Source organism: Kribbella sp. NPDC048837 (genome assembly GCF_055586945.1).
Map to the genome: position 1 here is coordinate 1426329 of NZ_JBVJHF010000001.1, position 20639 is coordinate 1446967.

The following is a 20639-nucleotide window of genomic DNA, read 5'->3' on the forward strand; positions in this document are numbered from 1 at the left end:
TTCAGTGTGACGTTGGATTCTGCAGTGCTCGAGCAGCTGCGAACATCGTGTGCTCGTTGCCCGGGGCCACCACCAGCTGGATCGCCACCGGCAGGCCTTCGACGTGTCCGGCGGGCAAGCTGATCGCCGGCATCCCGGTCAGGTTCCACGGGCTGGTGAGAGACAGCAGGGCCGAACGCACCTCGAGCTCGTTGCCGGCGACATGGATGCTGCGGGCCCCTATCTGTGGAGCAACGATCGGCACCGCCGGAAGCGCGAGTACGTCGAACTCCTTCAGCAGCCCGTCGACGATGGCCCGCAGGGTGTCGCGGGCCTGTTCGGCCTGGGCGTAGAGCCCGGGGGTGACCCGAGCTCCGGCTTGGAGTCGTGCGAGGACCTCGGCGTCGATGAGCTCGCGGTCCTGGTCCAAGTGATGCTCGTGCACCCGGAAGGCCTCGCGGCTCTGCAGTGTCGTGAACGCTTCGAACCAGGTCTGGTCGCCGTGACCTCGCGGGAAGCGCGGCACGTCCTCGACGGCGAGCTCGGAGCGGTCGAGGAGATCCCGGACCACCTCTTCGACACGTGGGTCCGTCACCGCGATGTCACCCGGCGAGATCCAGCCGACCGCAAACCCGCCGGCGCCGTACGCCGACTGTCCGCCGAGCGCCTCGTATCCGAGCCGCACGTCCTCGACCGTTGTCCCGAACAGACCGACATGGTCGAGGCTCGGCGCCAGCGGATACACGCCCTTCGTCGAGATCACGTCGTACGCCGGCTTGAGACCGACAACCCCGCACAACGCCGCCGGTACCCGGACCGAGCCGGCGGTGTCCGTGCCGACCGCCAGCGGCACCATTCCCGCGGCGACGGCCACGGCGCTCCCACCGCTGCTGCCCCCGGACATCCTGCTGGTATCCGTCGGGTTGCGTGAGGCACCGTGGACGGAGCGGTCGCCGGTCGCGCCGTACGCGAACTCATGCAGCGTGGTCTTCCCGACGATGACGGCACCGCAGTCCCGCAACTGCTTGACGACGTCGGCATCCTCGGTCGCCGTGGCGCCGAAGGATGTCGCGGATCCACAGCTCGTCGGCAGACCTTCCATGTCGACGAGGTCCTTGACCGCGACGGGGACGCCGTGGAGCGGGCCGCGATCGACACCGGCCGCACGCTCTTCGTCCGCGAGGCGCGCCGACCGGTAGGCGCCTTCCGCATCGATCAGCGCGAAGGCGTTCACCGTCGGGTTGAGCTCGTGGATCCGGCGTAGCGCTTCGGAGACCAGGTCCGTGGCCGAGGTCTCGCCGCTGCGCAGTTCTCGCGCCAGCTGAGTGATGGTCATGAGGCGACTCCGGGGACGAGGCCGAGCGCAGGCACGATGACCGCCGTACAGACGCTCATCGAGGCCACGTTGCCGATGAAGGGATGGAACGACGCCGGGAGGCGGCGCGAGATCGCGGCTGCTGTGGGCGGCGCGATGAGCGCGCCGACCAACGCTCCGGCAAGCACGGCCTGGACTGTCCCGCCGAAGGCCAGCACGGTGGCCGGGGCCACCGAGACGACCGGCACGAAGGTGGGATAGAAGCCATGGGCGTGCCAACACCTGCGCCAGATGAGTACGCCGGCCAACGCGGTCGCGGCCTGGGACGCAAGGACAGCCAGGAACAGGCCCGTGCCGTAGACCAGTGTCGAAGGACTGATCGCATAGGCGACCAAGGCCCCGAGGATCATCGCGGCACTCGCCCATTCGTTGCCGAAGAACTGCGCCTCGGTGAAGTCGGCCAGCGCACGGCGTGGGACCCACAGCCAGGAGCCGGCGCCTGGCTCGGAGTCACCTGCCTTCGCCGTCCGCCAGGCGCCCGGCGCGGGCATCCACGGCAGGAACCGGACGATGGAGAACGCCAGGAGGGCGCCGACCCACATCCCGGTCGTTGCGCCGACGACCAGCGGAAGGTCCAACGGCTTGCAGACGTACGCCACCGCGGCGATCGAGACCGGCGGCGCCAGCAGCGCGCCGGTGATGGCAGCCGTCAGGGCGACCCTCCGTCCGGGACCGTAGAGCACGACCATGGCCGGCGCCACCGAGACTAGCGGCACGAACAGGGGCTGCCAGACGCCGGGCTCGAGCGTCCATCCCCACACGATCGCGCTCAGGAGCAGGCTCAGGAGAGCGCTCCCCGCCGCCCACGGCCAGAGGCCCGAGCCGCAGGCCTGCACGAAACCGCGGACCTTCCAGGACTGGCGATCCGCCAGATGGGCGAACGCGCCACCCAGGAGCAGGCACGCGCCGGCGGAGGCGACGGCGTAGTACTGCGGTTCGCTGATGGAGCTGATCAACCAGAGCGCCAGGCCCCGAGGGTCGGCGTAGTCGCCGTCCCACTGCGATTCGTTGCCTGTAGCAAACGCCCCGGCCACGAGTACCACTAGGAGCGTGCCGCCCAGACCACTGGCGACGTACCCGATCCGGAACCGCCGGCGCGTGCCGCCCAGGCGGCCGACCGTCGTCGTCATCACGTCACCGCGGCAGCGGCGCGGCGCCGCGGTAGCCGAGCATCTGGTCGTACAGATCGGTCCGGCGATCGCGGTGCAGGTCGTTGAGCTGGTTCCAGATCGGGGCGGTCCTGGCGGCGACGAGGTCGAGGTCCGCGTAGATGATCGTGTCCTCGTCCGGTCCGGCGATCCGGTCCACCGGCCAGCCGTTCGTCCCGGCGATCAGCGAGTTGCCCATGAAGCCCGCGCCACGTTCCTGACCGATCCGGTCCGCGGTGGCGATGAAGACGTTGTTCGCGTGAGCGGCCGTGATGGTGAGATGCGCGGCCATGCACACACCGCTGGCGTCGTACAGGGGTGGTGGTGTCCACACCCAGCCGGTGGGGATGCAGATGATGTCCGCACCCAGCTGAGTGACGATCCGGGCGGTCTCGGGGAACCAGATGTCCCAGCAGACCAGCAGACCGATCCGGCCGATCCGCGTGTCGAACACCTGGAAGCCTTCGTCGCCCGGGGTGAACCAGAGCTTCTCGGTGTTCCACAGGTGCGTCTTGCGGTACCGGCCGATGTAGCCGTCCGGGCCGACGAGTACGGCGGTGTCGTAGAGCTTCCCGTTCGCCTGCTCGACGACGTTCCCGACGATGTACACGTTCCGCTCGGCGGCGATCCGCGTGAACATGTCCAGGCTGCGGCCTCCGGGGACAGGCTCGGAGTGCGCGTACGCCTCCTCGCGCGTCTCGAAGACGTAGCCCGTGGTCGCGAGCTCGGGCAGGACGATCAGGCCCGCGCCGTGGTCCGCGGCGGCGGTCAACCGCTCCTCCACGGCGGTGGCGTTGGCCTTCAGGTTCTCCACGCCGACGTGCGGCTCGAACTGCACCACCGCCACCCGGACCGGGCTCACCCTGGTGTCCACACCGGCCTCCGACTGCTCCGTCATGGTCTCTCCTCCGCTCAGCCAGTGGTTTCAATTTGAAACCGATGCCGGGAAGGTAGCAGTGGCTGGTTTATACTTGCAACCAGTTGCGAAGAAAAACTTCTCGGCCGGGTCGATCGACGGGCTCGGCCGGGTCGATCGACGAGGGAGCGAGATGGCGCGACGCGTGAGCCATGAGGGAGCCGAGTGTCCGGTGGCCAGGGCGGTCGACGTCGTCGGCGACCGCTGGTCACTCCTGCTCGTGCGCGACGCCTTCGACGGGATTACCCGGTTCAGCGACTTCCAGCGCAGCCTGGGCCTGGCCAGGAACATCCTCGCCTCGCGGCTGAAGGATCTCGTCGGCGCCGGCATCCTGGAGGTCGTGCCCGCCGCCGACGGCAGCGCCTACCACGAATACGCGCTCACCGAGAAGGGTCGCGAACTCTTCGGCCTCATCGTCGCCCTCCGGCAATGGGGCGAGGACCACCTGTTCGAGGCCGGCGAGCCACACTCCGTCCTCCTCGACACCGCCCACGAGCGCCCACTCCGACGACTCCAGGTCATCGACGCCGACGGCCGCGCACTGACATCGTCGGACACCTTCGTGCGCAAGGTCTCCACTCCCTAGACCGGGCGCCCACACCTGCAGGAGTGAATCTCCCTCACCGTTTGCCTGAGGCAACCGCTGTCCGACCTCGATCCCGGCCGTACCTCTGGACAACCACATCCCGGCGCTGTGTACTCACCCCTGTCTGCCTGAGGGAGGTGGTCATGACAGGCATCAGGCTGGACGCTGTGTCCAAGGTGTACGACGGCCAGTACCTTGCGGTCGACGACGTTTCGCTCGAGGTCGCCGCCGGCGAATTCATGGTGCTGCTCGGACCATCGGGTTGCGGAAAGACCACCCTGCTCAGGATGATCGCCGGTCTGGAACAGCTCACCGCGGGAGAATTGTGGTTCGGGCGGACCAGGACCACAGGTCTTGCGCCCCGGGACCGCGGTGTCGCGCTCGTCTTCCAGAACGGCGCGCTGTATCCGAACCGCACGGCCCGCGAGAACATCAGGTTCCCGCTGGAGGTCGCCGGCGAGGACGCCACCGAGGCGAACGCGAAGGTCCGCGGGCTGGCGAAGATCCTCGGCATCGACGCGACGCTCGACCGGTTACCGAGAACGCTCTCCGGCGGTCAGCGGCAACGGGTCGCGATCGGCCGCGCGCTGGTCCGGCAGCCCCGGATCTTCTTGATGGACGAACCGTTGTCCAACCTCGACGCGACCATGCGGACCGAGTTGCGGCAGGAGATCGGGGCGATGGCCCGGGATCTCAACGTCACCACGGTGTACGTCACCCACGATCAGGTCGAGGCGCTCACGCTGGCGGACCGGATCGCCATCATGCGCGACGGCCGGATCGAGGATGTCGGCACGCCCGCCCAGGTCTACAACGATCCCGCCACCGCCTTCGTCGCCGGTTTCCTGGGCAGCCCGCGCATCAACCTGATGTCGGCGACCGTCCGGGTCACCGACCACCATCGGGTGTGCCTCGACTTCGGCACCCAAAGCATCTCCCTGCCGCCGATCGACCGCCGGTCGTTGATCCTGAGCCGCCACGACGGCCTCCGGGTGATCGTCGGCGCCCGCTCGGACGCGTTCACCCCGGCCGCCGGCGGCGACGCCAACCAGCTGTCGGGAACGGTGCGAGCGCTCGAGTTCCATGGCCACCAGTGGATCGCGTTCGTCCACTGCGACCTCGAACTGATCAATCCGGACGTGGTCGGCGCCGTCCCCGCACCGACGGCTTCCGGCACCACACCTACTCGGCATGCGGCACCCCACTCCCCCACGCTCGCGACGTCAGCCCTGGCAACGATCGCGAGGGCCGTCTTCCGTCGCCGGTCCTCGCAACCCCCGGTCGAGGAAGTCTCCGCGCCCGCACATCGCCGATCCGACCTGGTCATCGAGGTCGCCGCCGAGGACGGGCTGCACGCCGGAACGCCCGTACGCCTCTCCGTCGATACCTCTCGCCTCCACATCTTCGACGAAACCGGCCGCCGCATCGACCGCATCACCCGCTGACGAACCTCCAAAGACGACCCGCACTGGATGCTTGGGTGATCCGGCAGATCAGGTAGATGGCGAACGAGATGCTGGTGATGTACGGGCTGATCGGGACCGAACTCCCGGCTGCGAGCAGGACGCCGCCGACCGACGCGGTGAGCGCGAAGACCATGCTCAGCAGCGGCACCTTGACCGGCGACGCGGAGACTCGGAGCGCCGCCGCGGCAGGTGTGACCAGGAGCGACAGCACGAGGAGCGCACCGACGATCTGCACCGACACCGCGACCGCGAGACCGAGCAGAACCATGAAGACGACCGAGAGCAGGCCTACTGGGACACCGCGAGCAGCGGCCACGTCCGCATCTGTGCTGGCGAACAGCAGTGGTCTCCAGATGACCACGAGACCGATGCCGACCAGCGCGGAGATGATGATCAGCGACTTGATCTGCGGATCGTCGATCGCCACGATCTGACCTGTCAGCAGCCCGAACTTGTTGGCCGCCCGACCGTGGTACAGGGCAAGGCACAGGATCCCGAGGCCGAGACCGAACGGCATCACCACCGCGGTCACCGAGTTGCGGTCCCGGGCTCTGGACCCGAGCGCCCCGATCAGCAAGGCAGCGGTCAAGGAGCCAATCAGCGAGCCGGTGACCACATTGGCGCCGAGCAGCAGGCTGGCCGCGGCTCCGGCGAAGGACAGTTCGCTGACGCCGTGCACCGCGAAGGCCATGTCCCGCGCCATCACGAACACGCCGATCAGTCCGCCCATGATCCCGAGCACCACGCAGGCGATCACCGAGTTCTTCAACAGTGGTAGGAGTTCCGCGTAGTCGGAGAAGTTGAAGATCTCCGACCAGAGTGGCCCGGTCATCGCAACACCTGCTCCCCGGGGACGATCGTGGCCGCATCTCCGGGGTGGTGGTACGGGTCGTGATCAGGTACGCCGGCCACCAGGATCCGCCCGTTGTGCCGGATCACCTCGACGGGTGCGTCGTACAGGTCACTCAGCACCTGGCTGGTCAGCACCTCGTCCGGCGTTCCGATCCGGAAGCGGTTGTTCGCGATGTAGAGCACCCGACCGACCTTGTCCAGGATCGGATTGATGTCGTGAGTGACGAAAAGTACGCCGAGGTCGAGGCGCCGGCGGGCCTGGTCGACCAGGTCGCTGACCAGGCGCTGGTGCGGAAGGTCCAGCGAGAGCAGTGGTTCGTCGCAGAGCAGCAGCCGTGGCTCGGCCGCCAGCGCCTGCGCGATCCGCAGCCGCTGCTGTTCCCCACCGGACAGCGAGGACAGCGCGGCACCGGCGTACGCTTCTGCTCCTACCGACGACAACAACTCGTCGACCCGCCGACGACGCCGGTACGACGGCAGCGGGATTCCCCACCGGTGTCCGTCGACGCCCAGCGCCACCAGATCGCGGCCGCGCAAGGGCAGCCCGTCCTCGGCCAGGCGCTGCTGAGGGATGTAGCCGATCCGCCGGTCGCCACGACGCACCGGTGCGCCGAGAAACTCCGCTGTCCCGGATCGCAGCCGCAACTGGCCAAGCACGACCTTCAGCAGGCTCGACTTGCCGGACCCGTTGGCGCCCAGGACGGCGATCAGCTCACCGCTCCGGACCTCGAGATCGAGGTCCTGCCACAGTGTGCGGGATCCGAAGCCGAGAGCAGCCCGGTCCAGGGTCAGCAAAGAACTCATCGGGCTACTGGCCCAAGGCTGCGCCGAGCGCGTCGAGGTTGCCCGACATCCAACCGACGTAGTCCTTGCCGGCCGGGAGTGTCTCGGTCACGGGCACCACCGCGATGCCGTTCTGCTGAGCAGCTCTCAGCACCTGCTCGGTCTCCGGACCCGTGGTCTGCTCGTTGTACGCGAGCAGCTTGACCTCTCGCTTGCTGTACAGCTGCAGGGTCTCGCTCAGGACCTTGGCCGGTACGTCGCTGTCTTCCTCGATGGCCTCGCTGAACTCACCCGGTGTCTTGTTCTGCAGGCCGATCGCGTCGAGCAGGTAGAGCGGCACGGGCTCGGTGATCGCCACCGGCCGGCCGTCATACTTCTGCTTGAGCGTGGCTTCCCGCTGCTCGAGTCCGTCGACCTTCTGTTTGAGGGCGTCGGCATTCTGCTGGAAGGTCGGCGCATCGTTCGGGTCGGTCTTCGCGTAGGCCTGCTGGATCTGATCGATGACCTTCTCGACGGTCGGGAAGTCGTACCAGACGTGTTCGTTGAGCTCCGCGCCCGCTTCGGCCTTCTTGCCGGAGATGGTGACCGCGTTGAGCACGGTGGCCGAGGGGTTCTTGGCGCTCTTCAGCATCCGGTCGATGAAGTCGTCGTACCCGCCGCCGTTCTCGATGACGACGGTGGCCTCGGCGAGTGACAGCTGGTTGCGGGTGCTCGCCTCGTACTGGTGCGGGTCGGCGTCCGGGCTGCTGATGATCGAGGTCACCTGCGCCTTGTCGCCACCGACGCTGGTCGCCAGGTCGCCCCAGACGTTGGTCGAGGCAACGACTTTGATGCGGGCTCCCGCGGCCGACGGCGAGGTTGTCGAGGCGGCACCCGACGAGCATGCCGCCAGTCCCACGGTGACGGCGGCGACGGCAGCGGGCAGGGCGAAGAGTGTGCGGTTCACGAGCTGACCAATCTGACGGTGCGAGCGGAGCAGGAAACGATAACCGTTATCATTATCATACGCTCGAGATCCGGCCCCGGCGGTTAGAGTCGAGAGGTGCTTGCCTTGACCACCACCGCGGCTTCTCCGCACGTCGCGCTGACCACCGTGGCGGACCCGATCCCGTCGAGTGACGAGGCGCTGGTCCGTGTCCGGGCGTTCTCGCTCAATCGCGGGGAAGTTCTGGATCTTCCGGGACTGCCTGAAGGGTCGGTCCCGGGTTGGGATGTCGCGGGGATCGTCGAGCGGCCGGCCGCGAAGGGGGACGGCCCGCCTCAGGGGACACGCGTGGTCGGTCTGGTGAGGGCCGGGGCGTGGGCGCAGTTGGTGTGTGTCCCGACCAGCATGCTGTCGCAGGTGCCCGACAATGTCAGTGACGTACAGGCCGCAACACTGCCCACGGCCGGCGTGACGGCATTGCGGAGCTTGGAGCTCGGCGGGCTGGTGCTCGCGAAGCGGGTTCTCATCACCGGCGCGACAGGCGGTGTGGGGCGGATCGCCGTACAGCTGGCTCGCGCGGCCGGCGCACAGGTGACTGCTCTGGTGCGCAACGCAACGACTTCTGCTCCCCTACTTCAAGAACTGGGCGCTCGTGAGGTCGTCGAGCGGCTGGAGGGAGACTTCGACCTGGTCATCGACTGCGTCGGCGGCGCTGTTTTCGGACAGGCCGCGGAGCACCTCGCACCGCGCGGCATTCTGGTCAATCTCGCCACCGAGAGCGCGGAGCAGAAGGTGTCCTTCCGCGCAGGCCGCTTCGACCGGTCCCCCGGCGCGAGGATCTACACGTTGAACCAGTGGGACGAAACCGCCGCCCAGGGCGGCGCCGCCAGGGACCTCGCTCGCCTCTGCACCCTGGTCGCCGACGGCCACCTCGACGGCCAACCCGAATACGAAAGCTCCTGGCGCACTCCCGAGACCGCCATCGACGCCCTCCTGAACCGAAAGCTCGGCGGCAAGGCAGTCCTACACGTCGACTGAGCCCGTCGGGGCGGGATTGTGAACGCTAACATCCTCTTGTGTCAAGGGATTCCGGGATCTGGAGGGCTGACTTGATCCTGGGATTGTTAGCGTTCACAGTGGAGGGGTCCGAAGGGAGGGTTTGGTGAGCACGAGCACGTCGAGGCCGCCGGTCATGTCTGATGTGGCCCGGGTGGCAGGTGTTTCGCACCAGACCGTCTCGCGTGTGCTGAACGACCTTCCGAACGTGCGTGCCAGCACGAAGGAGCGAGTGCTCCAAGCCATCGAGGAGCTCGGTTACCGTCGCAACCTGGCTGCGCGCGCACTCGTGACCCGGCACACCCGCGTCCTGGGTGTGGTCAGCTTCGACACGACGCTCTACGGGCCGGCGAGCACGGTGCACGGCATCGAGCACGCGGCCCGCGACGCCGGCTATTTCATGAGCATCGTCAGCTTGAAGGAGATCACCCGGGACTCTGTCCGCGAGGCGATCGACTACCTTGCCACGCAGGGCGTCGACGGGATCGTGGTCGTGGCTCCGCAGCGGCAGGCGGCCCAGGCCCTGGCCAACGTCCCCGAGGACCTGCCCGCGGTGGCGGTGGAGGGTGGCCGGGCGCGACGGATGCCGATCGTCTGCGTCGATCAGGTCGGCGGCGCTCGCCTGGCCGTCCAGCACCTGCTCGATCTCGGCCACGAGACGGTGTGGCATATCGCCGGCCCGTCCGACTGGCTCGAGGCCGAGGGCCGGATCAAAGGCTGGCAGCAGGCGCTCGACCGCGCTGGGCGGGACGTGCCTGACGTTCTGGCCGGTGACTGGAGTCCTCGATCCGGCTACGAGGCGGGGCTCCGGTTGCCGACCGGCGTCACCGCGGTCTTCGTCGCCAACGACCAGATGGCGCTCGGGCTGTTGCGGGCGCTGACCGAGCGCGGCCTGAGCGTGCCGGGCGATGTCAGCGTGGTCGGGTTCGACGACATACCGGAAGCCGAGTTCTTCAGTCCACCTCTGACCACCGTGCGGCAGGACTTCATCCAGGTCGGCCGGCACAGTATCGAACTACTCCTCGACCAACTCGACAGTGAGCCACCGGCCCGCCAGCCACGCGTGGTGATCCCGGCCGAGCTGATCGCCCGGGCGAGCACGACCGCACCACGCCCCTGACCCCGTCCCATCGACCGCGAGACCGCCGTACGGAGAAGATTGTGAGCGCTAACATTTCTGACCGACTCGACCAGCAGTACGTCGTCGGCGTCGACTTCGGCACGTTGTCGGGACGCGCCGTGGTGGTCCGTGTCTCCGATGGAAAGGAGCTCGGCAGTGCGGTGCACGACTACGCCCACGGCGTGATCGAGACACACCTGCCCGGCGGCGACGTCGCCCTCAGTCCCAGCTGGGCGCTGCAGTCACCCGAGGATTGGCGCGAAGTCCTTCGGCGCGCTGTTCCGGCCGCGATCGAGGAGTCCGGAGTCGATCCGGCCGAGGTGGTGGGCATCGGCACCGACTTCACCGCCTGCACGGTCCTGCCCACCAGCGCCGACGGTACGCCGTTGTGCGAGCTCAGCGACCTCGCCGAGCGGCCACACAGCTGGCCGAAGCTGTGGAAACACCATGCGGCCCAACCGCAGGCGGACCGCATCAACGAGGTCGCACGCCGGCGCGGCGAATCCTGGCTCGGCCGGTACGGCGGCAAGATCTCGTCGGAATGGGAGTTCGCGAAGGCCCTCCAGATGCTGGACGAGGACCCCGAGGTCTACGCCCGTACCGAGCGCTGGATCGAAGCCGCGGACTGGATCATCTGGCAACTGACCGGTACGGAGACCCGCAACGTCTGCACCGCCGGATACAAGGGCATCCACACCGATGACGGATATCCGTCCCCCGACTACCTGGCGGCGCTCGACCCGGCCTTCGTCGACTTCACCGACAAGCTGGCCAAGGACCTGCTCCCACTGGGTGCGCTCGCCGGCCGGCTGACGCCGGAGGCCGCCGAGTGGACCGGGCTGCCGGCCGGCATTGCCGTTGCCGCAGGCAACGTGGACGCGCATGTCACCGCGGCCGCCGCCGATGCCACCCGGCCGGGGCAGCTGGTGGCGATCATGGGAACGTCGACGTGCCACATCATGTCCTCGGACGGGCTCGCCGAGGTCCCCGGCATGTGCGGCGTCGTGAACGGCGGCATCATCGACGGCCTGTGGGGCTACGAGGCCGGCCAGTCCGCGGTCGGCGACATCTTCGGCTGGTTCGTCGACACGTGCGTACCACCGAGCTACATCGCGGAGGCGGAACGCCGGCGGCTGTCCGTCCACGCCTACCTCGAGGACCTCGCCGCGGCCCAGCCGGTCGGCGCCCACGGGCTCGTCGCGCTCGACTGGCACAACGGCAACCGCTCGATCCTGGTCGACCACGACCTGTCCGCGGTCGTGATCGGCCAGACCCTGGCGACGCGGCCGGAGGAGACGTACCGCGCCCTCATCGAAGCCACCGCCTTCGGCACCCGCCGGATCGTCGAGGCGTTCGTGGACGCCGGGGTCGCGGTCGAGGAGTTCATCGTCGCGGGCGGACTGCTGAAGAACCGCCTGCTGATGCAGATCTACGCCGACGTGCTTCGCCGGCCGATCTCCGTCGTCGACTCCGACCAGGGTCCGGCCCTCGGCTCCGCGATCCACGCCGCGGTCGCGGCCGGCGCCTATCCCGACGTACCCGCGGCCGCCGCCGAGATGGGGCGCCGTACCAGCTCCGCCTACCGGCCCGACTCCGGCCGGGCCGATGTCTACGACCGGCTGTACGCCGAGTACCGCGAACTCCACGACCACTTCGCCGGCGAGGCGTACGGCGGTACCGGCGTACTGCATCGCCTGCACGCACTCAGGAACGAGATGATCCGATGAACCGACAAGCTGTCGACGACCTGCGCCGCGAGGTGGCCGACCTTCATGCCGAGCTCGTCACCTACGGCCTGGTCGCCTGGACCGCGGGCAACATCTCCGGCCGGGTCCCTGGTGAGGACCTCTTCGTCATCAAGCCGAGCGGCATCTCGTACGACGACCTGACCGCGGAGTCGATCGTGGTGTGCGACCTCGACGGCAACCTCGTCGAGGGAGAGCTGTCGCCGTCCAGCGACACCGCCGCCCACGCCTACGTCTACCGCGCGATGCCGGAGATCGGTGGCGTCGTCCACACGCACTCGCCGTACGCCACCGCGTGGGCCGCCCGGGGCGAGCCGATCCCCTGCGTGCTGACCGCGATGGCGGACGAGTTCGGCGGTGAGATCCCGATCGGGCCGTTCGCCCTGATCGGGGACGACTCGATCGGCAAGGGAATCGTCAGCACGCTGGCCGAGCACCGCTCCCCCGCGGTGCTGATGCGCAACCACGGCGTCTTCACCATCGGCAAGGACGCACGAGCCGCCGTCAAGGCCGCTGTCATGTGTGAGGACGTCGCACGCACCGTGCACCTCGCCCGGAGCGGTGGACAGCTCGAGCACATCGCGCCCGGCGACATCGACCACCTCTACAACCGCTACCAGACCGTCTACGGCCAGCGCTGACTCCGGGAGAAACCATGCAGACAACTCGTCGTCCCGAGATCTGGTTCCTCACCGGAAGCCAGGGGCTCTACGGACTCCAGACCCTCAACCAGGTCGCCACCCAGTCCCAGCACATCGTCGCCGCCCTCGACGGTGCCGCCGACATCTCCCCCGAGGTGGTCTGGTACCCGGTCGTGACCGACGCCGATGCCATCAAGTTCCTGTGCCAGAAGGCGAACGCCGCCGACCACTGCGTCGGCATCATCGCCTGGATGCACACCTTCTCCCCCGCCAAGATGTGGATCGCCGGCCTGGACGCACTGCAGAAGCCACTCCTGCACTTCCACACCCAGGCCAACGCGGCGCTGCCCTGGTCCGACATCGACATGGACTTCATGAACCTGAACCAGGCCGCCCACGGCGACCGCGAGTTCGGGTACATCCAGACCAGGCTCGGCGTCCCGCGCACCACGGTCGCCGGTCATGTCAGCGATCCGTCGGTGACAGCCAGGATCGGCACCTGGGCACGCACCGCGACCGGCCTCGCGGCGCTGCGCTCGATGAAGCTCGCCCGCTTCGGCGACAACATGCGCGACGTGGCCGTGACCGAAGGCGACAAGGTCGAAGCACAACGCCGTTTCGGGGTCTCGGTCAACACCTACGCGGTCAACGACCTCGTCACCGCCGTCGACGCCGTACCGGATGCGGACATCGACAGCCTCGTGAAGGAGTACGACGACACGTACCGCCTCGCGTCCGAGCTGCGCACCGGCGGCGACCGCCACGAGTCGCTGCGCTACGCGGCCCGTCAGGAGGCCGGCCTGCGATCCTTCCTGGAGGCAGGAGGTTTTACCGCCTTCACCACCAACTTCGAGGATCTCGGTGGCCTTCGGCAACTTCCCGGTCTCGCGGTCCAGCGCCTGATGGCCGACGGCTACGGCTTCGGCGGTGAAGGGGACTGGAAGACGTCCGTCCTGCTACGCACCCTGAAGGTGATCGCCGGCGACCGGGCGGGCGGCACCTCCTTCATGGAGGACTACACCTACCATCTCGTCCCCGGTGAAGAACGCATCCTCGGGGCGCACATGCTCGAGGTCTGTCCCTCCATCGCCGCCGCCACGCCCGCTGTCGAGATCCATCCGCTCGGCATCGGCGATCGCGAGGACCCGGTCCGGATGGTCTTCGACGCCGCCCCCGGCCCAGCGGTCGTGGTCGGCCTGGCCGACCTCGGCGACCGGTTCCGGCTCGTCGCCAACGAGGTCGACGTCGTACCGCCGGATCACCCGCTCCCCAACCTGCCGGTCGCCCGCGCGGTCTGGAAGCCCCGCCCCAGCCTCCGCACCTCCGCGGAAGCCTGGCTCACCGCCGGCGCTCCCCACCACACCGTGCTCTCCGCGGCCGTGACCACGGAGGAACTCGACGACCTCGCCACTATGCTCCGGACCGAGCTCCTCACCATCGACAACACGACCGAGATCCGCCAGTTCCGCAAGGAGATCCGCTGGAACCAGGCCTACCACCGCCTGGCCCTCGGCCTCGCCTGAAGCGGGCAGCGCGCCCGGCCCGCCGACAGGATCGGTTCGGCGTGCCGGGGCGCGGGCCGGGTGTCGGTAAGATCATACGTATGGCGAAAGACTCGATTCGCGCGGTGCAGTTGATCCCGCGACGTCTGCCCGCGGGTCGGCTCGGGGTCTCGGTCGTTGCCGAGCTCGTCGATCTCATCGTGACGGGCCGGTTGCAGGAGGGCGATCTGCTGCCTCCGGAAGGGCCGCTGAGCGAGCACTTCGGCGTGAGCCGGACGGTGTTGCGTGAGTCGGTCAAGCGACTCGAGGAGAAGGGCCTGGTGACCGTCTCGCAGGGCCGGGGTACTCAGGTGCGGGCGCCGGGGTACTGGAACATGCTCGACCCGGTGGTGCTGTCGGCCCTGATCGACAACGACGAGAGTCTCGGCGTCCTCGACGAGCTGACGATCGTGCGCGCGAGCCTGGAGTCGGCGATGGCGGGGGCCGTGGCCGGATCTCACAGCACGGAGGAGCTCCGACGGCTGGAGAACGCGTTGACGGCCATGCGGGAGAGCGAATCGGAGACGGACTCGTTCCGGCAGGCGGATGTGATCTTCCATTACGCGGTCATGGAGATCTCCGGCAACCGACTGGCGGAGAACATCGCCAAGCAGGTCTACAAGCGAGCCGTGGACTCCAGCCGCTATCAGGGCATCAACCCGCCCGACGCGGTGGCGCTCACCCTCAAGGAGCACGAGGCGATCGTCAAGGCCATCGCGCGGAACGACGTCGCCGCCGCCGAGAAGTCGATGCATGATCACATCTGCGGGTCGTGGGAGCGTCGCCGGCTGGCCGACCACGCTCCCCGACCGCGCAGCCGGAGGCGGGGTCAGAAGAGGCCGTAGATCTCGGCGGCGTTGCCACCGAGCATCCGCCGGCGTTCTGCCTCGGACAACTCCGTCAAAAGGCTGTCCACAGCGGACTTCCAGGCCGCCGCTCCACCGCCGAGTTCGGCCAGCGGCCAGTCGGAACCGTACAGGAGGCGATCGGGCCCGAACGCCTCGAGTGCGATCGTCACACGGTCGGCGAGATCCTCCGCCCGCCAGGATCCCGGAGCCAGGCCGGAAACGAGGCCCGAGACCTTCGCGACGACATTCGGACGGCGAGCCAGTTCTCGCAGCCCCGCTGCCCATTCCCTCGTGTCCGCTCCGGGGACCGGCGGACCGCCCAGGTGGTCGAGCAGGAACCGCAGCCCTTCGTGACGACCGCTCACGAGTGCCGCCTGAGGGAGCTGCCACTCGCGGACGACGAGGTCGAAGCAAAGACCCTCACGATCGAGTGCGGCGAGGCCGGGGGCAACGTCCTCCCGCAGCATCCACTCGGGATCCGGATCGATGTGCACCAGATGCCGCACCCCCACGAGGCGAACGGTCGCGTTCCGGCGGATCCGGTCCAGCTGCGGACCGACCTCCGCGGTGAGGTCGACCCACCCGACCAGGCCCGCGACCACGGACCGATCCAGTTGAGCAAGCCGGACGCTCTCCTCCACGCTGTTGCTCGACTGGACGACGACCGCACGCTCGAGTCCGGTCGAGGTGAGCATGGCACTCAGGTCGTCCGGGCCGAAGTCGCGGGCGATCGGCGCCATGGTCTGCGGATCGATCCAGTCCTGCGGGTCCAGCGCTCGATCCCACAGGTGCACATGAGCGTCGATGCCGGCGGTCATCCGAGGTGCCACACTTCGTCGATGGGTTGCCACAACGCGCCGGGAGTGCGTTCCTCGGCGATCCTCAGCTGGCACGGATCGGTGTGCGTCCACCACTCCTGCGAAATCGGGTCGTCCGCGATCCGTCGCATGTCGGCGTCGTGATCGTCGCCGACGTACTCGTAGTACGCGAACAGGATCTCGCCGAAGACGAAGATGCTGTAGTTGCGAACGTTGCACTCGACAAGCTTCTGCTCGACGCCCGGCCAGACCACGCGATGCAGCGACAGGTACTCCTCGCGCTTCTCGGGACGCACACCGACGACGAAAGCCCGGCGCTCCGGCTCGCGCGTCACGAGACCGGCCTCAACGGTACGGCGGGAACGTCGATCACGTCCGGCTCGGCCACCAGCCGCAGCGCCGCGCGCTCAGGCCGGATGTGCGGTCCCGTGGATGCGGGAGCGGCCGCCGCGGAGCTGCCCCGTGACAGCTGCGACTCGTCCACCAGGATGCCGATGCCCGGGCGGTCGCCCAGGATGATCCCGCCGTCGTCGAACTCCTGGTCGACATCCAGACCGACGGGGAAATGCAGATCCTGGACCTCGTAGGTCAGGAGGTTCGGTACGGCGGCAGCCGCGTGCGCGATCGGGTTCGCGTTGTACGCGACCGGGCTCACCGGCAGGTCGTGTCCATGCGCCAGCATCGCCACCCGGAGGAAGTGGGTGATCCCCCACACGTTGCCCACCTGGACGACGTCGAGGGCCCTGGCGTCGAGCAGCGGGCGATACTGCTCGAGCCCGGTCAGGTTCTCGCCGCTGGCGATGGCCGCCCGAACCTTCCCGCGCAACGCGGCCATTCCGGCCGCATCCCACCTGCGCAACGGCTCCTCCACCCAGGTGAGGTCCAGGCGCTCCTCGATAGCCGCCACGTACCGGGCGGCCTGGGCGAGGTTCCACGACTCGTTGGCGTCGAACATGAGCGCGGGCCGGCGGGAATTGCGGCTGAGCACGTCACGGACGATCTCCAGCCGGGGTAGGTCGCGGTCCAGGTCGCGGCCGCCCTTGAGCTTGCCGGCCTTGAACCCGCGGTCCGCGAACCGGCCGTAGAGTCCGGCGAGCTCCTCATCGGTCAGGCCGTACTCGAGGCCGGACGCGTAGCCGGGGACGAAGCGTTCGCGCGCCCCGAGAGTCCGCCAGAGCGGCTCCTCGGCCGCCTTGGCCTTGATGTCCCACAGGGCCATGTCGACGGCCCCGATCGTCCCGAACAGGGGACCGGAATGACCGGCCTTGAACACCCAGTCGAGCATCCGGTCGTACAAGGCCACCACCGAGCGCGGGTCCTCACCGTCGATCGCGGGGAAGACGCGCCCGATGTCGGCATGGGCGCCGAGGCCGACTCCTTCCAGGCCACTGTCCGTCTCGATGATGAGAACGGGGACCGGTGTGGTGTCGCCGCTCTGTACGCCGTTGACGTCACCGGTGACTCTCCCCCAGTCGTGAACGGTGCTCAGACTGCGGTATCCAGTGATCTTCATAGATAGTTCTCCTCGAGAGCGGGGGCGGTCATTCCTTGGTTCCTCCCGCGGTCATACCCGCGACGAGGAACCGCTGGGAGAAGAGGAAGACGATCAGCACCGGCAGGATCGACACGATCGTCGCCAACGCCAGCGTGGGCAGCTGGACGGAGTTGGATCCTGCTGAGCTGGGGTTGAACGCGGGGGTCGCGGCCAGGAGTGAGGTGAGGCCGACCTGGATGGGGTAGCCGTCGCTGGAGGGCAGCATCACGAACGGGAGGAAGAAGTTGTTCCAGTTCTGCACGAAGCTGAAGAACGCGACCAGCGCGACGATCGGCGCACCCAGCGGAAGGGCGATCCGGGTGAAGACCTGGACCTCGGTGCAGCCGTCGATGCGGGCGGCCGAGAGCAGGTCACGCGGGATGCTCGTCGAGAAGTAGATGTAGGTGAGGTAGACGCCGAAGGGAAAGAACGACATCGGCAGGATCACCGACAACGGGGTCCCGATCAAGCCGACGCTGTTCAGCTCCAGGAAGATCGGCAGCACCAGTGCCGTGCTGGGGATGAGCATGACGACCAGGGTCAGCACCAGCAGTGCTCGGCGCAGCTTGAACTCGCTGAGCGCGAGTGCATACCCCGCGGGGATGCTCACGAGCAGGGTGATCACCAGGGCGCCGACCGCATAGACGGCGGAGTTGGCGATCCAGGACGTGACCGCGCCGTCCTGGAAGTCGAACAGCTGACTCCAGTTGGCGGCGAAGTCGTGCCATGACCCCACGGAGAACGGGTTCGAGACGGTCAGCGCCTTGGCGGACTTGGTGACCGAGAGCAGCAGCCAGACGATCGGAATCGCGAAGAACAGGACGAACAGGGTCACCACGACACCCGCGATGGTTCGTCCGCTCCATCCTCGGAGATTCACGCGGCGGCGTTCGACGGAGAGTGCCGGCATACTCATTCCTTCTCGAAGAGGCCGCCGCGGGTCACGAACACCCAGGACAGCAGGAGCGCGACGACCAGCAGGATGAGGGAGATGGCGGCCGCGCCGTTGAAGTCGTTCTGCTGGAACGCGTACTGGTAGGCGAGCTGATTCAGCGAATAGTCGTTCGGGACCACCGCGTTGCTGGCCTGGCTGAGCAGTTGCGGTTCGACGAACAGCTGGGTGCCGGCCGCGAGGGACATCACTCCCATGTAGGCGATCCACTTGCGCAGCAGCGGAAGCTGGATCCGGAGCGCGATCTGTACGGCGCTCGCGCCGTCGACCTGGGCCGCCTCGATGATCTCGGTGCTGATGTTGTTCAGGGCGCCGTACATGATCACGATCCACCCGCCGGCTCCGGTCCAGAACGCGATGATCGCGAAGATGGCCGGCAGGTTCCCGGGCTGGATGACCGCAACGAAACTGTCGAACCCGAGCGCTCGGAGCAGACCACTGACCGGGCTCGCGGTGGGATCGAGGACGAACAGCCAGAGCAGGACACTGGATGCGCCGGCGAGAGCGCCGGGGAGGTAGTAGACGAACCGCAGCGCCGTGCTCGCCCAGCGAACACGGACGGCGTGGACGAGCAACGCCAGACTCACGACGAACACGACGAGCCCGATGAGCCAGATGACGAGATAGAGGGTCACATGGAGCACGGCCGGCCAGAACCGGAAGTCGCCGACGACCTTCGTGAAGTTGCCGAGGCCGGCGAACCCGCCGTCGGCGTTCGTGAACGCCAGCACGACGGCGTACAGCGAGGGAACGACCCCGAAGGCCAGCGCGAGCAGCGCGTAGAGCGAGACGAAGGCATAGCCGATCCGCGTGCGACCGGGTGCCCGGCCGTCGGGGCGGGCCGGCCGCCGGCGCTCGGAGGCGCCGGCGGTCAGCTGCTCGCTCGGTGGAGCGATGGTCATGTCAGTTCACCGAGTATCCGTTGACCTTGGCCTGGTTCTCGATCGCCTGCTGCCAGGTCGGCAGCAGTTCGACGATCGACTTGCCACCGGTGATGGCCGTGGTCATCGTCTTCGCCCAGATCGCTTCCTGGCTGAAGATGCCGTAACCCCAGCCGTCCCACACCTGCGAGGCGGCGGTGACCACCGGCTGCATCGAGGTCGCGAAGTACTTGCTGGACTCCTGCTTCGCGACCCACTTCTCGGCGGCCGGCGCGTAAGCGGGGTACCCCGGCGCGACATTCACCTGGTAGTCGTCGGCGGTGGTGACGAACTGGACGAACTTCTCGGCGGCCGCGAGGTTCTTGGAATGGCTGGAGATGAACCAGGTCCCGCCGCCGACGTTGCCGGTGACAGCCTTGTCGTCGCCCTTCCACGGCAGCGGCGCGGCGATGCCGAGCTGGCCGGCGGGCACGTTCAGGGACTGGGGGTTGTTGAAGATCGCCCCGGCGTACCAGGCCGGCCCGGGCATCATCAGCACCTTGCCCGAGTACTTCTTCACGAACTCCGGGGTGAAGACGCTCACGACGGGGACGGTTCCGTTCCCGCGGAGCGTGTCGAGCATCGACGCCGCTCGCTTGCACTCGGCCGTGTCGGTGTTCACCGTGACGGCCTTGGGACCCGTGACGTCATTGGCCTGGCACTTGCTGGCCCAGAGGAAGACCTCCGGCGTCCACGCGTCACCAGCGGTACCGATGATGTAGCCGGGATGCTGCTTCGCCACCTTCTCCCCGAGGGCCTGGTACTCCTCCCAGGTGGTCGGGACGGCGTAGCCGAACTGATCCATCAGCGTCTTGTTGTACCAGAGCACAGCCTGCGCGAGGTCGTTGCGCAGGCAGTACACCTGGCCGTCCACCGTGCAGGGGTTGAGCGATCCTTCGGTGAACTTCGCGAGCGTGTCACCAGGAACCAGACCTTTGTCCAGCACGGCCGCGAATGCCTGCTTGCCACCGCTCTTCTGACTGGCCCACGCCGCGTCGTTGTTCTGGCTGGAGAACACGACGTCGGGCCAGCCGCTGCCGGCCCGGTCGAAGAGCTGCATCTTCGTGCGGAACGAGTTGGATCCGTTCGCCGAGCCGTCATAGGAGACGACCTGGATCTTGGTGTCCGGATTCGCCTTCTGGAACGCCTTCGCGGCGGCCTGACGGTCGGCGTCCACCCAGACCGTGATCGTCGAGGAGGTTTCCTGCTTGGCTTGGGGAAAGCCGTACGACCCGCTCGCCGAGCTGGTACCGCTGCTGCATCCGGCGAGGGCCAGGAGTGCGGTGGCGGCGCAGACCCCGGCGACGGTCAACGCCGACCTGCGGCGCGAACGAACCGCCGTGTGGATTCCGACCATGAGATGTCCTTGTCTTGTGACTCCGGTGACGACTCGGAGTGGATCGTGGCCCGACTATAGGGCATACGTATGACGTT

Annotated in this window: 20 protein-coding genes; 8 read left to right on the plus strand and 12 right to left on the minus strand. The window is 67.9% G+C overall.

What is annotated here, in order from left to right; all coding sequences use genetic code 11:
* Position 1: 1 nt before the first annotated feature.
* The 3 genes from ACZ6O0_RS06575 to ACZ6O0_RS06585 are packed head-to-tail and all read right to left on the minus strand — an operon-like array spanning position 2 to position 3400.
* A complete protein-coding gene (locus ACZ6O0_RS06575) occupies positions 2-1315 on the minus strand; it encodes an amidase (RefSeq protein WP_465763804.1) in 1314 nt (437 codons plus the stop codon).
* Positions 1312-2484, minus strand: a complete 1173-nt coding sequence (locus tag ACZ6O0_RS06580) for a hypothetical protein (protein ID WP_465763805.1) — start codon at positions 2482-2484, stop codon at positions 1312-1314. Before ACZ6O0_RS06580 ends, ACZ6O0_RS06575 begins: the two co-directional genes overlap by 4 nt.
* 4 nt (positions 2485-2488) lie before the next feature.
* A complete protein-coding gene (locus ACZ6O0_RS06585) occupies positions 2489-3400 on the minus strand; it encodes a nitrilase family protein (protein WP_465763806.1) in 912 nt (303 codons plus the stop codon).
* Positions 3401-3590: 190 nt separating this feature from the next.
* On the opposite strand from ACZ6O0_RS06585, the gene ACZ6O0_RS06590 reads away from it, so the two are divergent.
* Positions 3591-4004, plus strand: a complete 414-nt coding sequence (locus ACZ6O0_RS06590) for a winged helix-turn-helix transcriptional regulator (protein WP_465763807.1) — start codon at positions 3591-3593, stop codon at positions 4002-4004.
* Between the two features lie 143 nt (positions 4005-4147).
* The gene (locus tag ACZ6O0_RS06595; protein WP_465763808.1) at positions 4148-5449 is read left to right on the plus strand and encodes an ABC transporter ATP-binding protein; all 1302 of its coding nucleotides are present in this window, start codon (positions 4148-4150) and stop codon (positions 5447-5449) included.
* Here ACZ6O0_RS06595 and ACZ6O0_RS06600 read toward each other — a convergent pair.
* Genes ACZ6O0_RS06600 through ACZ6O0_RS06610 form a run of 3 tightly spaced genes read right to left on the minus strand, consistent with a single transcriptional unit; the run spans position 5439 to position 8051 of the window.
* Positions 5439-6302 (minus strand): metal ABC transporter permease, encoded by an 864-nt coding sequence (locus ACZ6O0_RS06600; RefSeq protein WP_465763809.1) that lies wholly within the window; start codon positions 6300-6302, stop codon positions 5439-5441. The genes ACZ6O0_RS06595 and ACZ6O0_RS06600 overlap by 11 nt on opposite strands.
* Entirely contained in the window at positions 6299-7126 is an 828-nt protein-coding gene (locus ACZ6O0_RS06605; protein WP_465763810.1) for a metal ABC transporter ATP-binding protein, read from the minus strand. The genes ACZ6O0_RS06600 and ACZ6O0_RS06605 overlap by 4 nt, the downstream gene beginning before the upstream one ends.
* A 4-nt stretch (positions 7127-7130) precedes the next feature.
* Complete coding sequence (locus tag ACZ6O0_RS06610; protein WP_465763811.1) at positions 7131-8051, minus strand: metal ABC transporter solute-binding protein, Zn/Mn family; 921 nt, start codon at positions 8049-8051, stop codon at positions 7131-7133.
* Positions 8052-8147: 96 nt separating this feature from the next.
* Here ACZ6O0_RS06610 and ACZ6O0_RS06615 point away from each other — a divergent pair, with 96 nt between their 5' ends.
* The 6 genes from ACZ6O0_RS06615 to ACZ6O0_RS06640 all read left to right on the plus strand — a co-directional run bounded on the left by ACZ6O0_RS06615 (position 8148) and on the right by ACZ6O0_RS06640 (position 14978).
* Complete coding sequence (locus ACZ6O0_RS06615) at positions 8148-9068, plus strand: zinc-binding dehydrogenase (RefSeq protein WP_465763812.1); 921 nt, start codon at positions 8148-8150, stop codon at positions 9066-9068.
* 154 nt (positions 9069-9222) lie between these two features.
* The gene (locus tag ACZ6O0_RS06620; RefSeq protein WP_465764070.1) at positions 9223-10206 is read left to right on the plus strand and encodes a LacI family DNA-binding transcriptional regulator; all 984 of its coding nucleotides are present in this window, start codon (positions 9223-9225) and stop codon (positions 10204-10206) included.
* A gap of 41 nt (positions 10207-10247) precedes the next feature.
* Positions 10248-11933 carry a ribulokinase gene (gene araB / locus ACZ6O0_RS06625; RefSeq protein ID WP_465763813.1) on the plus strand — a complete coding sequence of 562 codons (1686 nt, stop codon included), beginning with the start codon at positions 10248-10250 and terminating at the stop codon, positions 11931-11933.
* On the plus strand, positions 11930-12592 hold the full coding sequence (locus tag ACZ6O0_RS06630; protein ID WP_465763814.1) for an L-ribulose-5-phosphate 4-epimerase: 663 nt from the start codon (positions 11930-11932) through the stop codon (positions 12590-12592). The genes araB and ACZ6O0_RS06630 overlap by 4 nt, the downstream gene beginning before the upstream one ends.
* 14 nt (positions 12593-12606) lie before the next feature.
* Positions 12607-14115, plus strand: a complete 1509-nt coding sequence (gene araA, locus ACZ6O0_RS06635; RefSeq protein WP_465763815.1) for an L-arabinose isomerase — start codon at positions 12607-12609, stop codon at positions 14113-14115.
* 80 nt (positions 14116-14195) lie between these two features.
* Positions 14196-14978 carry a FadR/GntR family transcriptional regulator gene (locus ACZ6O0_RS06640; RefSeq protein WP_465763816.1) on the plus strand — a complete coding sequence of 261 codons (783 nt, stop codon included), beginning with the start codon at positions 14196-14198 and terminating at the stop codon, positions 14976-14978.
* Here the strand turns inward: ACZ6O0_RS06640 and ACZ6O0_RS06645 are convergent.
* From ACZ6O0_RS06645 to ACZ6O0_RS06670, 6 genes are read right to left on the minus strand one after another with little or no spacing between them, the layout of a single operon-like run.
* The gene (locus tag ACZ6O0_RS06645; RefSeq protein WP_465763817.1) at positions 14963-15799 is read right to left on the minus strand and encodes an amidohydrolase family protein; all 837 of its coding nucleotides are present in this window, start codon (positions 15797-15799) and stop codon (positions 14963-14965) included. The genes ACZ6O0_RS06640 and ACZ6O0_RS06645 overlap by 16 nt on opposite strands.
* Positions 15796-16134 (minus strand): L-rhamnose mutarotase, encoded by a 339-nt coding sequence (locus ACZ6O0_RS06650; protein ID WP_465763818.1) that lies wholly within the window; start codon positions 16132-16134, stop codon positions 15796-15798. Before ACZ6O0_RS06650 ends, ACZ6O0_RS06645 begins: the two co-directional genes overlap by 4 nt.
* Positions 16131-17312 (minus strand): mandelate racemase/muconate lactonizing enzyme family protein, encoded by a 1182-nt coding sequence (locus tag ACZ6O0_RS06655; RefSeq protein WP_465763819.1) that lies wholly within the window; start codon positions 17310-17312, stop codon positions 16131-16133. Before ACZ6O0_RS06655 ends, ACZ6O0_RS06650 begins: the two co-directional genes overlap by 4 nt.
* A gap of 28 nt (positions 17313-17340) precedes the next feature.
* Entirely contained in the window at positions 17341-18243 is a 903-nt protein-coding gene (locus ACZ6O0_RS06660; protein ID WP_465763820.1) for a carbohydrate ABC transporter permease, read from the minus strand.
* 2 nt (positions 18244-18245) lie between these two features.
* Positions 18246-19187, minus strand: coding sequence for a carbohydrate ABC transporter permease (locus tag ACZ6O0_RS06665; protein ID WP_465763821.1), 942 nt, complete (start codon positions 19185-19187; stop codon positions 18246-18248).
* 1 nt (position 19188) lies between these two features.
* On the minus strand, positions 19189-20562 hold the full coding sequence (locus tag ACZ6O0_RS06670; RefSeq protein WP_465763822.1) for an ABC transporter substrate-binding protein: 1374 nt from the start codon (positions 20560-20562) through the stop codon (positions 19189-19191).
* Positions 20563-20639 lie beyond the last annotated feature (77 nt).

Bases quoted from the DNA above. Each gene is read 5' to 3' on its own strand.
- ACZ6O0_RS06575 (WP_465763804.1), bottom strand. From the start codon at position 1,315: ATGACCATCACTCAGCTGGCGCGAGAACTGCGCAGCGGCGAGACCTCG.
- ACZ6O0_RS06580 (WP_465763805.1), bottom strand. From the start codon at position 2,484: ATGACGACGACGGTCGGCCGCCTGGGCGGCACGCGCCGGCGGTTCCGG.
- ACZ6O0_RS06585 (WP_465763806.1), bottom strand. From the start codon at position 3,400: ATGACGGAGCAGTCGGAGGCCGGTGTGGACACCAGGGTGAGCCCGGTC.
- ACZ6O0_RS06595 (WP_465763808.1), top strand. From the start codon at position 4,148: ATGACAGGCATCAGGCTGGACGCTGTGTCCAAGGTGTACGACGGCCAG.
- ACZ6O0_RS06600 (WP_465763809.1), bottom strand. From the start codon at position 6,302: ATGACCGGGCCACTCTGGTCGGAGATCTTCAACTTCTCCGACTACGCG.
- ACZ6O0_RS06605 (WP_465763810.1), bottom strand. From the start codon at position 7,126: ATGAGTTCTTTGCTGACCCTGGACCGGGCTGCTCTCGGCTTCGGATCC.
- ACZ6O0_RS06620 (WP_465764070.1), top strand. From the start codon at position 9,223: ATGTCTGATGTGGCCCGGGTGGCAGGTGTTTCGCACCAGACCGTCTCG.
- ACZ6O0_RS06630 (WP_465763814.1), top strand. From the start codon at position 11,930: ATGAACCGACAAGCTGTCGACGACCTGCGCCGCGAGGTGGCCGACCTT.
- araA (WP_465763815.1), top strand. From the start codon at position 12,607: ATGCAGACAACTCGTCGTCCCGAGATCTGGTTCCTCACCGGAAGCCAG.
- ACZ6O0_RS06640 (WP_465763816.1), top strand. From the start codon at position 14,196: ATGGCGAAAGACTCGATTCGCGCGGTGCAGTTGATCCCGCGACGTCTG.
- ACZ6O0_RS06645 (WP_465763817.1), bottom strand. From the start codon at position 15,799: ATGACCGCCGGCATCGACGCTCATGTGCACCTGTGGGATCGAGCGCTG.
- ACZ6O0_RS06655 (WP_465763819.1), bottom strand. From the start codon at position 17,312: ATGAAGATCACTGGATACCGCAGTCTGAGCACCGTTCACGACTGGGGG.
- ACZ6O0_RS06660 (WP_465763820.1), bottom strand. From the start codon at position 18,243: ATGCCGGCACTCTCCGTCGAACGCCGCCGCGTGAATCTCCGAGGATGG.
- ACZ6O0_RS06665 (WP_465763821.1), bottom strand. From the start codon at position 19,187: ATGACCATCGCTCCACCGAGCGAGCAGCTGACCGCCGGCGCCTCCGAG.
- ACZ6O0_RS06670 (WP_465763822.1), bottom strand. From the start codon at position 20,562: ATGGTCGGAATCCACACGGCGGTTCGTTCGCGCCGCAGGTCGGCGTTG.